This is a genomic window from Clavibacter sp. B3I6, assembly GCF_030816895.1.
In the GTDB taxonomy this organism is placed as follows: Bacteria; Actinomycetota; Actinomycetes; order Actinomycetales; family Microbacteriaceae; genus Clavibacter.
The window spans coordinates 2363864-2377825 of the sequence record NZ_JAUSYL010000001.1; the positions used below are offsets into that span (position 1 = coordinate 2363864).

At 75.6% G+C, this 13962-nt stretch carries 15 protein-coding genes and 1 pseudogene; 5 read left to right on the forward strand and 11 right to left on the reverse strand.

Annotation, left to right across the window (positions count from 1 at the left end; all coding sequences use genetic code 11):
* Positions 1 to 45: 45 nt before the first annotated feature.
* From QFZ62_RS11425 to QFZ62_RS11440, 4 genes are all read right to left on the reverse strand, one after another.
* On the reverse strand, positions 46 to 2121 hold the full coding sequence (locus QFZ62_RS11425; RefSeq protein ID WP_307505745.1) for a PhoX family phosphatase: 2076 nt from the start codon (positions 2119 to 2121) through the stop codon (positions 46 to 48).
* 197 nt (positions 2122 to 2318) lie between these two features.
* Positions 2319 to 2681, reverse strand: coding sequence for a DUF202 domain-containing protein (locus QFZ62_RS11430; protein WP_307505748.1), 363 nt, complete (start codon positions 2679 to 2681; stop codon positions 2319 to 2321).
* Positions 2678 to 3046, reverse strand: a complete 369-nt coding sequence (locus tag QFZ62_RS11435) for a YidH family protein (protein ID WP_307505750.1) — start codon at positions 3044 to 3046, stop codon at positions 2678 to 2680. The genes QFZ62_RS11430 and QFZ62_RS11435 overlap by 4 nt, the downstream gene beginning before the upstream one ends.
* Positions 3043 to 4020: a DMT family transporter gene (locus QFZ62_RS11440; protein ID WP_307505753.1), complete on the reverse strand. Its 978-nt coding sequence runs from the start codon at positions 4018 to 4020 to the stop codon at positions 3043 to 3045. The genes QFZ62_RS11435 and QFZ62_RS11440 overlap by 4 nt, the downstream gene beginning before the upstream one ends.
* 89 nt (positions 4021 to 4109) lie before the next feature.
* Here QFZ62_RS11440 and QFZ62_RS11445 point away from each other — a divergent pair, with 89 nt between their 5' ends.
* Entirely contained in the window at positions 4110 to 5033 is a 924-nt protein-coding gene (locus tag QFZ62_RS11445; RefSeq protein ID WP_307505756.1) for a LysR family transcriptional regulator, read from the forward strand.
* Between the two features lie 17 nt (positions 5034 to 5050).
* Here QFZ62_RS11445 and QFZ62_RS11450 read toward each other — a convergent pair whose 3' ends face one another.
* The 3 genes from QFZ62_RS11450 to QFZ62_RS11460 form a co-directional block, all read right to left on the reverse strand.
* Entirely contained in the window at positions 5051 to 5917 is an 867-nt protein-coding gene (locus tag QFZ62_RS11450; protein ID WP_307505758.1) for an aldo/keto reductase family oxidoreductase, read from the reverse strand.
* A gap of 124 nt (positions 5918 to 6041) precedes the next feature.
* Positions 6042 to 6272 carry an Atu4866 domain-containing protein gene (locus tag QFZ62_RS11455; protein ID WP_307505761.1) on the reverse strand — a complete coding sequence of 77 codons (231 nt, stop codon included), beginning with the start codon at positions 6270 to 6272 and terminating at the stop codon, positions 6042 to 6044.
* On the reverse strand, positions 6269 to 7006 hold the full coding sequence (locus QFZ62_RS11460) for an SDR family oxidoreductase (protein ID WP_307505765.1): 738 nt from the start codon (positions 7004 to 7006) through the stop codon (positions 6269 to 6271). The genes QFZ62_RS11455 and QFZ62_RS11460 overlap by 4 nt, the downstream gene beginning before the upstream one ends.
* Before the next feature lie 101 nt (positions 7007 to 7107).
* On the opposite strand from QFZ62_RS11460, the gene QFZ62_RS11465 reads away from it, so the two are divergent.
* A complete protein-coding gene (locus tag QFZ62_RS11465; RefSeq protein WP_307505767.1) occupies positions 7108 to 7938 on the forward strand; it encodes a helix-turn-helix transcriptional regulator in 831 nt (276 codons plus the stop codon).
* A 26-nt stretch (positions 7939 to 7964) separates the two neighbouring features.
* Here QFZ62_RS11465 and QFZ62_RS11470 read toward each other — a convergent pair.
* Positions 7965 to 9267: pseudogene (locus QFZ62_RS11470) on the reverse strand (MFS transporter).
* 49 nt (positions 9268 to 9316) lie between these two features.
* Complete coding sequence (locus tag QFZ62_RS11475) at positions 9317 to 9760, reverse strand: winged helix-turn-helix transcriptional regulator (protein ID WP_373425958.1); 444 nt, start codon at positions 9758 to 9760, stop codon at positions 9317 to 9319.
* Between the two features lie 104 nt (positions 9761 to 9864).
* On the opposite strand from QFZ62_RS11475, the gene QFZ62_RS11480 reads away from it, so the two are divergent.
* The gene (locus QFZ62_RS11480; RefSeq protein ID WP_307505770.1) at positions 9865 to 10728 is read left to right on the forward strand and encodes an NAD(P)H-binding protein; all 864 of its coding nucleotides are present in this window, start codon (positions 9865 to 9867) and stop codon (positions 10726 to 10728) included.
* A gap of 106 nt (positions 10729 to 10834) precedes the next feature.
* Here QFZ62_RS11480 and QFZ62_RS11485 read toward each other — a convergent pair whose 3' ends face one another.
* On the reverse strand, positions 10835 to 11356 hold the full coding sequence (locus QFZ62_RS11485; RefSeq protein WP_307505772.1) for a hypothetical protein: 522 nt from the start codon (positions 11354 to 11356) through the stop codon (positions 10835 to 10837).
* 240 nt (positions 11357 to 11596) lie between these two features.
* The gene (mmuM, locus tag QFZ62_RS11490) at positions 11597 to 12499 is read right to left on the reverse strand and encodes a homocysteine S-methyltransferase (RefSeq protein WP_307505775.1); all 903 of its coding nucleotides are present in this window, start codon (positions 12497 to 12499) and stop codon (positions 11597 to 11599) included.
* A 156-nt stretch (positions 12500 to 12655) separates the two neighbouring features.
* Here mmuM and QFZ62_RS11495 point away from each other — a divergent pair, with 156 nt between their 5' ends.
* On the forward strand, positions 12656 to 13165 hold the full coding sequence (locus tag QFZ62_RS11495) for a MarR family winged helix-turn-helix transcriptional regulator (RefSeq protein ID WP_041464758.1): 510 nt from the start codon (positions 12656 to 12658) through the stop codon (positions 13163 to 13165).
* Between the two features lie 64 nt (positions 13166 to 13229).
* Positions 13230 to 13928, forward strand: a complete 699-nt coding sequence (locus tag QFZ62_RS11500) for an HAD family hydrolase (RefSeq protein ID WP_307505777.1) — start codon at positions 13230 to 13232, stop codon at positions 13926 to 13928.
* Positions 13929 to 13962 lie beyond the last annotated feature (34 nt).

The following is a 13962-nucleotide window of genomic DNA, read 5'->3' on the forward strand; positions in this document are numbered from 1 at the left end:
GCCCTCGGATCCCGCCGCCGTCAACGACCGGATCGCGTCAGCGGATCAGCCCCGCCACACCTGGATGACCGACGGACGCGGTCCGCGCCACGCGCCCTTGGGCGGGGTGACGCCGGCGGGCACGTAGTCCGGGAAGAACGAGTGCTGCTCGGCGAACGAGCCGTCCTCGCCCGGGTGCTGCACCGCGACGAAGACCATGCCCTCCGTGTCGTGGATTACCGGGCCGCAGGTCTCCGCCTCGGTCGGGACCGAGAGGAACTGCTGCACGTGGCCGCGCTCGGCGCCCTCCAGCGGCACCTTGAACAGGCCGTCGTTGAGGCCGATGGTGCTGGGCGCGCCGTCGGTCGAGATCCACAGGTCGCCCGCGGAGTCGAACGCGACGTTGTCCGGGCAGCTGATGGGCGAGACCTTGTCCTTCGGGAAGCCCGCGAAGTAGGTGGACTCGTTCTTCGCGGGGTCGCCCGCGACGAGGAGGATGTTCCACGAGAAGGTCGTCGAGCGGAGGTCGCCGCCGTCCTCGGTGATCTCGACGATGTGGCCGTCGCGGTTGGTCGTCCGCGGGTTCATCTCCGTGGCGCCCTCCTTGCCGGCCTTGCCGCGGTCGGTGTTGTTGGTGCACGCGACGTAGACCTTGCCGGTGACGGGGCTGGGCTGCACGTCCTCGCAGCGGTCCATCTTGGTCGCGCCCACGGCGTCGGCCACGAGGCGGGTGCGGATCAGCGCGTCCTCGATGGTGAAGCCGGGGACGGGGCAGACGCCGTCGACCGCGATCGGGATCCACTGGCCGATGCCGTCGAACTGGCCGTCCGAGGGGAGCTGGCCGGTGCCCGTGATCTCCGCGACGGGCGAGTCGCCCGTGAAGCGCGCCACGTAGAGCGAGCCGCGCGTGAGGAGCTGCTTGTTCTTGCGGCGGTCGGCGCTCGAGCTGCCGACGACCATCGTGTCGTGCGAGACGAACTTGTAGAGGTAGTCGAAGCGCTCGTCGTCGCCCATGTAGGCCGCGACGTGGCCGCTCTTGCCGGCGATGACGTTCGCGCCCTCGTGCTTGAAGCGGCCGAGCGCCGTGTGCTTGACGGGCGGCGTGCCGGGCTCGAACGGGTCGACCTCGACGATGTAGCCGAAGCGGTTCGGCTCGTTCTCGTAGCCGGGGGTGCGGGCGTCGAAGCGGGGGTCGATGGACTCCCAGCCGCGGCTCGTGGCCTTGTCGCCGAGGCCGTAGCGCTTGTCGGCGGCGGAGGTGCCGGCGGTGCGGAAGTAGCCGTTGAAGTTCTCCTCGCCGGAGAGCACGGTGCCCCACGGGGTGGTGCCGCCGGCGCAGTTGCCGAGGGTGCCGAGGACCTTGACGCCCTTGGGGTCGTCCTTCGTGCGGAGGTCCGGGGAGCCGGCGACGGGGCCGGTCACGGTGAAGGGGGTGTCCGCGGTGATGCGGCGGTTGCGGTGGTGCCCGATCGTGTAGGTCCACGGCTGGCCGACCGTCTGGCGGCGGAGCGCGACCACGGACATGCCGTGCGACGCCTTGCCGATGCGGCGCTGCTCGTCGCGCTCGGCGTCGTCGGCGGCGGGCGGGAACATGATGTTCTCGTTCGTGTACTCGTGGTTGGCGACGAGGAGCGCCTCCTTGTTCCGCGAGTTGATCGGGATGATGTCGAGGTAGTCGTTGTTGTAGCCGAACTGGCGCGACGCGCGGCGGGCGGTCTGGTCGTCGGCGTCGAAGCGGTCGGTGGTGCTGAAGAGCGGGTCGCCCCAGCGGATGATCGGCGCCCAGCGGTACCCGGTGGGCACGTTGAACTCGTCGACGGAGGCGTCGACGGGCGTGATCGCCGTGAAGGGGAGGTTGGACGCGGCCTGCGCGGCGGCGGCCTCGGCGCCCGGGGCGGCGGCGTTCTGCGCCACGAGGATCGCGAGGGCACCGGCACCGGCGCCGCCGAGCAGCGTGCGGCGCGACAGGGCGCGGCCCGCGATGTCGCGGAAGTAGGAGTTGTCGGTGATGTTGGGGACGGGCTTCGTGCAGGCGTCGTCGCACTTGAGGTGGCAGGTGACGGTGCTGCGCTTGCCGCGTGCGTGGGGATCGCGCGACAGGACCGGCAGGAGCCGGTGGTGGGTCTCACGGATGAGGGTCATGTGGGGTCTCCATCGATCTCGGGCGTCTCCTCCGGGCACGGCGGACGCATCACGGTCCGAAGGTATGCGCGCCCCCGTCCCCGCCCCCGACTCCCGGGTGGACGGCGGGTGAACCCCGGATGGCCGGATCGTGCGGGTGCGCTCGCGGGCGCGTCGGCCCGTCGCGTCGGGCCCGTCCGGCGGTCGGCTCGACCGCCTCAGCGCGTGAGCGCGACGACCAGCGCCGCCGCCCCCGCGCACGCCGTGAGCGCGGCGACGAGCGCGGGGAGGCCGCCGCCGGGGAGCGCGCGGCGGTCGCCGGATCCCGAGGTGAGGATCCCGTGCACCCGCCGGTAGCGCCCGTGCGCGGCCGCGAGCACGGCGAGGGCGGCGACCACCCCGGCCGCTGCGACGACGAGGCCGGCCGGCCCGAGGAGCTGCGGGAGCACGCGGAGCCCGAGCAGGGATCCGACCACGAGCGCCAGCGCGGTGCGCCGCCACGCGAGGGCCGTGCGCTCGGGCTGCAGGCCGGGGTCGGAGGGGCGGCCTTCCGGTCGCGCGTCCGGGCCGGAGGTGCTCACGCCGTCAGCACGCCCAGCAGCACGAGCACCCCGGCGGCGACGACGGCGATCCCGAGCGGCAGCGAGAGCGCCGCGGACGGCAGCGGCCGGTCCCGGCGGAGGGCCCGCTCGGTGCGCATCCAGCCGATCCACGCCTGCGCGGGCGCGAGGATCCCGGTCGCGATGAGCACGATCGACGCCGCGAGCCGGAATCCCGGCTGCAGGCCGAGCCCCAGCGCCTCGAGCGCGACGCCGCCGGCGAGGAGGGCGAGCGACGTGCGGATCCAGGCGAGGAACGTGCGCTCGTTGGCGAGCGTGAACCGCACGTCGGGCTCGACGCCCTCGCGGTAGACGCTCCGCGGGAAGCGGCGGTCGGGCGCGGTCATGCGGCGGGATCGCGCAGGCGGGGCACCGCGGCGGGGAGGGGCATGCGCCCATCATCGCGGGATCGGGCCAGCGCGGCGTCGACGGACGCGCGGTGCCGCCGCTCGATCGCCTGGCCCGCGTAGCTCGCGGCGACGATGAGCGCGGCGCCGCAGGCGCCCGCCGGCCCGATCGCCTCGCCCGCCACGAGCACGCCGACCAGGAGCGCCCACACCGGCTCGGTGCCCATGAGGATGCTCGCCCGCGACGCCGACGTCCGCCGCACCGCCCAGAGCTGCACCACGAACGCGAACAGCGAGCAGAGGAGGCCCAGGAAGAGGACGTCGGCCCAGCCGGACGGGTCCAGCCGCACGGCCGCGGCGGGTAGGTCCGGACCGGCGAGCACGGTGAAGGCGACGGCGCAGACGGCCATCTGCACGAGCACCACGCCGAGCGATCCCTCCCGCCGCCCGCGCGTGAGGCGGGCGCTCGCCGTGACGTGGACCGCCCGGACCGCCGCGGCCGCGATCACGAGGCCGTCGCCCGGGGTCGGGGCCCGCAGCCCGCCGTCGGACACGAGGAGCGCGACGCCCGCGACGGCGGCGACGGCCGCGACGAAGTACCGCCGCGGGAGCCACGAGCGGCAGGCGGCGCCCTCGAGCACGGGCGTCATCACGAGCGCCAGGCTGATGAGGAGCCCCGCGTTCGTCGCGGAGGTGAGGTGCACGCCCCAGGTCTCCAGCCCGATGACCGCGGCCTGCGACACCCCGAGGCCCGCGGCGATGAGGAGGCCGCGACCGCGCGGCAGCCGCTCGCGCCGGGCGAGGCAGAGGAGGCCGGTCGCGACCGCGGCCACGAGGAAGCGCAGCGCGACGGCCGCCGGCACGCCCGTCTCGGCGGCGAGGTCCTTCGCCGCGAGGAAGCTCGCGCCCCACACGGCGGCGACCCCGACGAGGAGCAGGTCGACGACGGGCTCGGCACGCGCGCGGGAGGTCATGCGGCCACTGTCCCCGCTTCGACTCGGAAGAGCCATCGGCATCGTCTTCATCGATGCGTTAGCAGGAGCTGATGCGTTAGACAGGGCTCATGGATCCCGCCCGCCTCCGCCTCCTCCGCGAGCTCGGCGACCGCGGCAGCGTGGCCGCCGTGGCGACCGCGATGGGCGTCAGCGCCTCCGCCGTGTCCCAGCAGCTCGCGGCGCTCCAGGCGGGCGTCCCGGTGCCGCTCACGGTCAAGCGCGGGCGTCGGCTCGTGCTCACGGAGGCGGGGGAGGCGCTCGCGGTGGCCTCGGTGCGCGTCGACGAGGCGCTCGCGGGGGCCCGGGACGCGGTCGGCTCGTTCCTCGACCACGAGGACCGCGACGTCCGCGTCTCCGCGTTCCACAGCGCGGGGCTCGCCCTGTTCGGACGCCTCCTGGCCGAGGTGGGCGATCGCGCGCGGATCTCCCTCGCCGACGCGGACGTGGCGCAGGACGCCTTCCCCGGCCTCACCGCGGATCACGACCTCGTCGTCGCGCACCGCCTGCCGCACGACCCGCCGTGGCCGACGTCGCGTCTCGTGGTCACCCCGCTCCTCGTGGAGCCGCTCGACATCGCCCTGCACGCGTCGCACCCGCTCGCGGCGTCGGCCGCCATCGCGCCGGAGCAGCTCCGCGACGAGCGGTGGATCTCGGTGCAGGCGGGCTTCCCCCTCGCCGGGGTGCTCGCCCACCTCGGGGCGCTCAGCGGGGCCGTGCCGCACGTCGTCCACCGCATCAACGAGCTCTCCGTCGCCGCGCAGGTCGTGCGGGCGGGCGCGGCGATCGCGGTGATGCCGCGGACCACCGCCGCGCCGCTCGCGGTCGACGGGATGGTGCTGCGGCCGGTGTCCGGCGTAGCGCTCGTCCGCCACGTGGACGTCCTCGCGCGGCCGGACGCCCTCGCGCGCACCTCCGTGCGCACCGTGCTGGCCGCCCTCCGCCGGGTGGCGGATGCCGCGGCGGCCGAGGCGGGACGCGACCCGGCCCGCTGACACCCGCCGACGCCCGGTCAGCCCCCGATGCCCTCGAGCTCCGCGAGCGCGTCCTCGGGCAGGCGGATCCGGGCGCCGGCGACGTTCTCGCGCAGGTGCGCGACGGACGACGTGCCCGCGATCACGAGCACGTTCGGCGACCGCTGCAGGAGCCAGGCGAGCGCGACGGGCAACGGCGCGGATCCGAGGCCGGCCGCCACGCGCGACAGCACCTCGGACTGCAGCGGCGAGAACCCGCCGAGCGGGAAGTACGGCACGTACGCGATGCCGGCCGCGGCCAGCTCGTCGATGAGGGCGTCGTCGTCGCGGCGCGCGAGGTTGTAGTGGTTCTGCACGGAGACGATCGGCGCGATCGCGCGGGCCTCGGCCACCTGCCCGGCGGTCACGTTGCTCACGCCGAGGTGGCGGATCAGCCCCTCGCGCTGCAGCTCGGCCAGCGCGGTGAACGGCTCCTCGACGGACCCGTCGGTCGGGCTGTCGAACGCGCCCACGCGGAGGTTCACGACGTCGAGCACGTCGAGCGTCAGGTGCGTGAGGTTGTCGTAGACGGCCTGGCGGAGCTCGGCGGGGGAGAGCGCCTGCGGCCAGCGGCCCTTCGCGTCGCGCAGGGATCCGACCTTCGTGACGATGTGCAGGTGCTCCGGGTACGGGAACAGCGCCTCCTCGATGACCGCGTTCGTGTGCCCGGGCCCGTAGAAGTCGGCCGTGTCGATGTGCGTGATCCCGAGCGCGACCGCCTCGCGGAGCACGGCGCGCGCGGCGTCCCGATCCTCGGGCGGGCCGAACACGCGCGGCCCCGCGAGCTGCATGGCGCCGTAGCCGAAGCGCGTGACGGTGAGGTCGTCGGCGAGGGGGAAGAGCCCTCCGGGCAGGTCGGTGGACATGGCGATCCTCTCGGGTGGGCGGTCCGCCCACTCTCCCGTGGCCGGCGCGCGGGCGGGCGCACTCGCAGGAGCCCGTGAGCGGATCCGCGCGCCGGCGGATGCGTGAGCGGATCCGCCCGCCGCCTCACCGCCGCCGCATCACCATGCCCGCGTGGTGCAGCACCCCGTCGACGAAGACGCCGTCGGCGCTGAACCCGGTGTCGTCGCGGTACGCGATGCGATCGCCGTCGACCTCGTAGTCCCCGGTGTACGCGGCCTCGCGGGTGCCGCGCGCCTCCACGTAGCGGCCGTCGGCGCGCAGCTCCTGGCGGACGCGGCCGTCCGCGGTGCACCAGAGGCCCAGGTGCGCGGTCATCGCTGCGCCGCCGGGCGCACGGTGATCTCGTTGACGTCGACCTCCGCGGGCTGCCCGACCGCGAAGGCGACGGCCGCCGCGATGCTCGACGCCGGGATCGCGCCGGCCCGGTACGCGACCATCGCCTCGCGGGCGTGCGGGTCGGTGATCGAGTCGGCGAGCTCGCTCTCGGTCACGCCCGGGCTGACGGTCGTGACGCGGATCCCCGCGGGCGACTCGATCCGCAGCCCCTCCGTGATCGCGCGGGCCGCGTGCTTCGTGCCCGAGTACACGGCGCTCGTCGCCGGCACCTCGCGGGCGGCGATGGACGCGATCGTCACGAGGTGGCCGGATCCCTGCCGCGTGAAGTGCGGGAGGGCCGCCGCGATGCCGTGGAGCAGGCCCATGACGTTGACGTCGACCATGCGGCGCCACTCGGGGAGGAGGCCGGCGTCGAGGCGGGAGAGCGGCATGACGCCCGCGTTGGCGACGAGCACGTCGAGGCGCCCGTGCTCGGCGACGACGGCGTCGACCACGGCGCGGTGCGCGTCCGGGTCGACCACGTCGAGCTCGACGGCCTGGGCGGATCCGCCGGCCGCGGTCAACCGCGCGACGAGCGCGTCGAGGCGGTCCCGGCGGCGGGCGGCGAGGACGACGTGGTGGCCGTCGGCGGCGAGGCGCTCGGCCGTGGCGGCGCCGATACCGCTGCTCGCTCCGGTGATGAGGGTGATGGTGGGGGTGTCGTGTGCGGTCATGTCCTCCACCCTCGATCCCCGGATGCGACCGCCGAGGGCCGCGGCGTTCCCGGGTGCGGCGCACCCACCCATCCGCGCACCCGCCGACCTAGGGTCAGGGCATGACCCACGACCTCGGCGACTACCTGCGCGCGCGCCGCGCGGCGACCCGGCCCGAGGACGCGGGCTTCCCGTCGGGCGGCCGCCGCCGCGTCGCGGGCCTCCGCCGCGAGGAGGTCGCCGTCGCCGCGGGAATGAGCGCGGACTACTACATGCGGCTCGAGCAGGGCCGCGAGACGAACCCGTCGCCGCAGGTGCTCGACGCGCTCGGCCGCGTCCTCGGGCTCGACGACGACGGGCGCCTCCACCTCTTCCGGCTCGCCGGGCTCGCCCCCGCGCCGGCCTCCGCGTCCGCCTCGTCCGAACGCGCGGATCCGGAGCTGCTGTCGCTCCTCGACTCCTGGCCGGAGCATCCGGCGCTCGTGCTCGGCCGCGCCTACGACGTGCTGGCCGCCAACACGCTCGGCCGCGCCCTGTTCGCGGGCGCCGCGCACCGCGGCAACCTCGCCCGGATGCTCTTCCTCGACCCGGCCGCCCGCACGCTCTGGGCGGACTGGCCCGCGGCGGCCGCGGCGACCGTCGCGGGGCTGCGCCTCGCCGAGGGCCAGGCGCCGGACGACGCGCGCCTCCGGGCCGTCGTGCGGGAGCTGACGGCGGCGAGCCCCGAGTTCGCGGACCTCCGGGCGACGGGGGACGCGCGGAGCAAGCGGCCGGTGCGGAAGGGGTTCCTGCACCCGGAGGTCGGCCCGCTCGACCTCCGCGCCCACGCCTTCGACGTGCGCGCCGCTCCGGGGCAGGAGCTGGTGGTGTACCGCGCCGAGGCGGGGTCGCCGAGCGCCGAGGCGCTCGCCCTCCTCGGGTCGCTCGCGGCCACGCGCGCCGCGTCGCGCTGAGGGCGGCGGATCCGCGCCCCGCGCCCCTAGGAGGCGGCCGCGCCCGGCGCCGCCTGCGCCGCCGGGTGGGCCCGCCGCGTCGCGAGCACCCGCGAGAACAGGAGCACGAGGAGGCCGGCGGCCGGGATGAAGATCAGGCCGAAGCGGAGCGACGACGCGTCCGCGATGGCGCCGACGACGGGAGGCGAGATCAGGAACCCGACGCGCAGCAGCCAGCCGACGATCGTGAGGCCCGTGCCGGGCTTGAAGCCGGGCAGCTCGTCCGCCGCCTGCATCGCGGCCGGGATGAGCGTCGCGACGCCGAACCCCGCGACGCCGAAGCCGACGATCGTGCCGACGATGCTCGGGAACGCGAGCGCCCCGCCCATGCCGAGGAGCACGAGCACGCCGCCGAGCCGGGCGATGGCGCGCTGGCCGAAGCGGTCGACCATGCGGTCCCCGAGCATCCGGCCGATGAACTGCATGCCCTGCAGCGAGATGAAGCCGAGGCCCGCGACGAACGCGTTCGCGCCGAGGTCGCCCGAGAGGTAGATGGCCGACCAGGAGCTGCCGGCGTCCTCGACGATGGCGCCGCCGGACGCGATGATCACGAGCGCCAGCAGCACGCCGTACTTCGCCACGAGGCCGAGGGCGCGGGGGCCGGCCGCGCGCGCGACGCCGTCCTCGGGATCCGCGGCGGACGCGGGCGCGTGCGCGTGGGCCGCGCCGCCCTCGCCGGGCTCCGGCTCCGGGCCCTTCAGCAGCCAGGCGAGCGCGAGCACGGCGAACGCGCTGAACAGCACCGCCGAGATCGTCAGGTGCACGGGGAGCGGCAGCCGGATCTGCGCGGCGGCCGCGCCCATGATCCCGCCCGACACCGCCCCGATCGACCAGACCGCGTGGAACGAGTTGATGATCGACCGCCCGTAGAGCCGCTGCACCCGCAGCGCGTGCGAGTTCTGCGCGACGTCGGTGATCGAGTCCATGGCGCCCGCGAGGAACAGGGCGCCGGCGAGCACGGCCCACCCGGGCGCGAGGCCGGCGAGCAGGATCCCGAGGGACGCCACGACCGTCGCGGCGACCGCGACGCGCGCCGAGCGGTACCGGCGGATGAGCACGCCCGCGGCGAGCCCGGCGATGAGCGCGCCGAGCGGAGACGCGGCCACCGCGGCGCCGAACTCGACGTTCGCGAGCCCCAGCTCGGCCTTGATCGCGGGGGTAGCGCGGCAGCAGGTTCGCGAAGATCGCGCCGTTGGTGAAGAAGAGGACGCCGACGGCGACGCGCGCACGGCGGATCTCACGGGGCGGGGCGGACGTGCGCGACAGCGTCGGCGCGGACGGGGAGGGCATTCGGCGGATCTTCCTCCGGCCGGACGAGGCGTCGGCGCGGGTCTCCAGCCTAGGGACGGACCGGGGCCTCCGGCGACCGCGCGGCGGCGGCGGCGGCGGCAGCGTCGCCGGCGTCGGGTGCCGCGCCCTCGGCGCGCTCGGCCATGTCCGCCACGAGGTCCATGAGCGGGATCAGCCGTGCGGACGCCTCGTGCCCGAGCTCGGTGAGCCGGTAGTCGACGCGCGGCGGGATGGTGGGCTGCGCCTCGCGGATCACGAAGCCGTCCTCCGCGAGCGTCCGCAGCGTGGAGGCGAGCATCTTCTCGCTGATGCCCTCGATCTCCCGGCGCAGCTCGCCCCACCGGTGCGACCCCTCGCCGAGCGCGAGCAGGACGAGCACGCCCCACTTGCTCGTGACGTGGTCGAGCAGCGTGCGCGACGGGCAGTTCGCGGGGTAGCGGCCCTCGGTCACGCCGGGCCGGTCGCGGGTGACCCGGAAGCTCATGTCGCGCATCCGATCAACTTACCTGAAAGTGGGTACCTCCCTGTGGGAAGCTCTTCGCCGTCACCCCGGTTGTCCCGGGCGAACCGCTCGTCCCCCGACTTGAAAGGCATCCCATGACCATCGTCGTCACCGCCGCCACCGGCCGCCTCGGATCGCGCATCGTCGCGTCCCTCCTCGCCCGCGGCTACGCCGCCTCCGACATCCTGGCCACCGCGCGCCGCCCCGAGGCCCTCGGCGAGCTCGCCGCGCAGGGCGTCCGCACCGCCCGCCTCGACTACTCCGACGCCGACAGCGTGACCGCGGCGATCCAGCCCGGCGACACCCTCGTGCTCGTCTCCGGCAGCGAGGTCGGCCAGCGCGTGCCGCAGCACACCACCGCCATCGAGGCCGCGGCGGCCGCGGGCGTCGGCCGGATCCTCTACACGAGCGTCCTCCGCGCCACCACCACCGAGCTGTTCATCGCGGGCGAGCACAAGGCCACCGAGGAGGTCCTCGCCGCCTCCGGCGTCCCCGTCACCCTCCTCCGCAACGGCTGGTACACGGAGAACTACGCCGCCACGGTCGACGCCGTGAAGCAGTCCGGCGCGCTCCTCACGAGCGCGGGCGACGGCGTCGTCGCGAGCGCCACCATCGCCGACTTCGCCGAGGGCATCGCGGTCGCGGCCATGGACGACTCGCTCGCCGGGCGGACGCTCGAGCTCGCGGGCGACGAGCGCTGGACGCAGGACGACCTCGCCCAGGCGATCTCCGGCATCATCGGCCAGCCCGTCCCCGTCTCGCGGGTCGACTCCGACGAGCACGCGCGGATCCTCGGCGACGCCGGCCTCGACGAGGGCACGATCGGCTTCGTCGTGGGCCTCGACGCCGCCACGGCCGCCGGCCAGCTCGACGACGAGACGGGCGACCTCTCCCGCCTCCTCGGCCGCTCCACCACCTCGCTCGCCGAGGGCCTCCGCCAGGCGGTCGCCGGCGCCTAGCCGACGATCGGATCCGCACCCGAGGCGGATCCGCGCACGACGACGCCCGCCCCTCGAAGGGGCGGGCGTCGTCATGCGCGGCGGGGATGCCGGAGCGGATCGCGGATCAGCCGACGGCGTAGTCGACCCAGGTCGCGCCCTGCACCTTCCCGTACACGGTCTGCGCCGGGCCCATCTGCCCCGAGCTCTGGCACGTGGCCGTGGTGCCCTGCCAGGAGATGTCCTCGAAGCCGTAGGTCGCGGTGAGCGTGCCGCCCGCGGGGACCTCGACCGGGCCGAGCGTCGATCCCGCCGACCACGACGCCGACTCGGTCGCGGTGGCGCTGACCTGCGCGGAGATGGCGCCCATCAGCGCGCTGATCGACGCGCCGGCGGAGACCTCGGACCCGCGCGTGACGTCGGCGGAGACCGTGGCCGAGAGCGGGCCGCCCGTCGTCGCGGTCGACGTCTGCGAGCCCGCGACGACGCGGTCGCTGGCCGTCCTCGTGAGGCTGGTGGTGGTCGTCCCCGGCTCGCATTCGGTGGGGACGGCGTTGGCGGCGCTCGGGATGGCGAGGCCGACGGCCACGAGAGCGGCGGCGGCGCCGATCGAGCCGAGGGTGCGGGCGGAGCTGCGGGTGATGGTCATGCGGATCGTCCTCCTGTCGGGGCTCCCCAGCGGAGCCCGGTCATCGGTGCGATGTGCGGGACCCATCCCGGCGCGCCCGCCTGGACGCCCGGTGGGAAGCCTCCGCATCCCCTGGGAACCGGGGCAGGGCGGATCCGCGTCGATGCCCGCGACCGCGCGCGGACGACGGCGCGCAGGTGGGGCGCGATTGGGGCGCTCCTGCTTGCGCCGTCGCGCATCGGGTGGGAGGGTGCGCCGCGGTCAGCCCAGCGCATCCCGCATGCGCCGGATCTCGTCGGGACCCACGCGGCAGCAGCCGCCGACGAGCGAGGCGCCCGCCCGGATCCACGCCTCGACGGACGGCAGAGCCGGGTCGCCGTGCCAGCCGCGCGCGACCGCGTCCCAGCGCTCGCCGGAGTTCGGGTAGACGACCACGGGCCGGTCCGTCGCGCTCCGGGCCGCGGCGATCGCGGCCGGCACCTCGTCCGGGTGCGCGCAGTTGATCCCCACGGCCACGACCTCGTCGGCCTCCTCCGCGAGCGCGAACCCCTCGCGCATCGGCTCGCCCGAGCGCAGCCGGCCGTCGGCCACCGTGAACGCGAGCCAGACGGCGGCGCCCGAGCCGCGCGCGAGGTCCACCAGCGCGGCGCCCTCGTCGAGGCTCGGGATCGTCTCGCAGGCGAGGAGGTCGGCGCCCGCGTCGGCGAGCACGGCGAACCGGGGCGCGTGCCAGCGGCCGAGCTCCGCGCGCGTGAGGCCCGAGGATCCCCGGTACTCCGATCCGTCGCCGAGCGTCGCGCCGTACGGGCCGACCGACGCGGCGACCCACCGCTCGCGCGGGGCGCCCGCGTCGTCCCGGGCGACCCGGTCCCGGGCCTCCGCGGCGAGCCGCACGCTCGCGCGCAGCAGCTCCTCGGTCGCGGCGGCGTCGAGGCCGCGCTGCGCGAAGGCCGCGAAGCCCACCTGGTACGACGCCGTGATCGCCACGTCCGCTCCCGCCCGGAAGTACTCCTCGTGCGCCGCCCGGACCGCATCGGGCTCGTCGGCGAGCACGCGTGCGCTCCACAGCGGATCCGACAGGTCGTGCCCGCGCGCCTCCAGCAGCGTGCCGAGGCCGCCGTCGAGCACCAGCGGGCGGTCGGGGAGGGGGAGCGGCCGGGTCATGCGGACATCCTGCCGGAGGGCGTGTCGCATCGGCCGTCCGCGACGTCGCGCGACGCGGCCCCCGCACGGCACACCAGCCGCTGCGCGCCCCGCATCCGCCGGCGGGCCCGCGGCGCCCCGCTCCCCGGTACCGTGGACGAGACGGTGGGAGTCCCGATGAAGGATGACGACGACGTCGACCTGGTGATCGACGCGTGGGGTGCGGCCATGCCCGACGTCGACTTCGCGCCGCTCGACGTGGTGTCGAGGCTCCGGCGCCTGCTGCCGCAGATGCAGCGGATCCGCGAGGGCGCGTTCGCCGCCGAGGGCCTCACCACGAGCGAGTTCGAGTTCCTGTCCGTGCTCCGCCAGCAGGGCGACGCGGGCCTCACGCGCGCCGGGCTCGCCGAGCGGCTCGGCACCGACACGGGCAGCCTCGTGCACCGGGTGAACCGGCTGACCGCGCGCTCCTTCATCACGCGCGAGGAGGATCCGGCGGGCGGCCGCAGCCGGCTCGTGGTCCTCACGCCGTTCGGGATCGAGCGCGTCGACCGCGCGATGCGCCGCCTCGTGGCCGACGAGGACGAGGTGCTCGCCGACCTCAGCCGCGAGCAGATCGCGACGCTCATCGACAGCCTCCGCGTCATCGCCCGCACCACCGAGCGGGTCCGCGCGCGCCGCTCCTGATCCCGGGTCGCCGCCGCGCGTCCACCCCCTGCTCGCGGGCTCCGGGCCGGAGCACGATGGACGCATGGCCGACACCGATCGCATCCCGCCCGCCGTCCTCTTCGACATCGACGAGACCCTCATCCACACGGGCGGCTCCGGCGCGCGCAGCTGGGCGATGGCGTTCCGCGACCTCCACGACGTCGAGGCCGACATCGGCGAGCACTCGTCGGCGGGGGAGACGGATCCGCAGGTCGGCACCGCGACGTTCCGCGGAGTGATGGGACGGGATCCCCAGCCCGCCGAGCTCGCGCGCCTCTACGCCTCCTACCTCCGGCACCTCGCCGACGACATCCGCGTCTCCGAGGGCTACCGCGTGCTCGACGGCGCGGAGGCGCTGCTCGGCCGGCTCGCCGACGCGGGCGTGGTGCTCGGCGTCGTCTCCGGCGCGATGGAGGGCGCGGCCCGCACGAAGATGGAGCCCGCCCGCCTCGGCCGGTTCTTCGTGTTCGGCGCGTACGGATCCGACTCGCCCGACCGGGTCGACGTCGTGCGCCGTGCCATCGCGACCGCCGGGACTCTCCGGGGCGCCGAGCCTGCCCGCGAGGAGGTCCTCGTGGTCGGCGACACCCCGAACGACATCACGTCCGCGCACGACGCGGGCGCGACCGCGGTCGGCGTGGCGAGCGGCCACTACTCGGCCGACGAGCTCCGCGACGCGGGCGCGGACCTCGTGCTCGACTCCCTCGAGGATCCGGCGCTGGAGCGGCTGCTCGGGCTCTGACCCGGCGCCCCGCCCGCCCGCGGCCCGCCGCGCG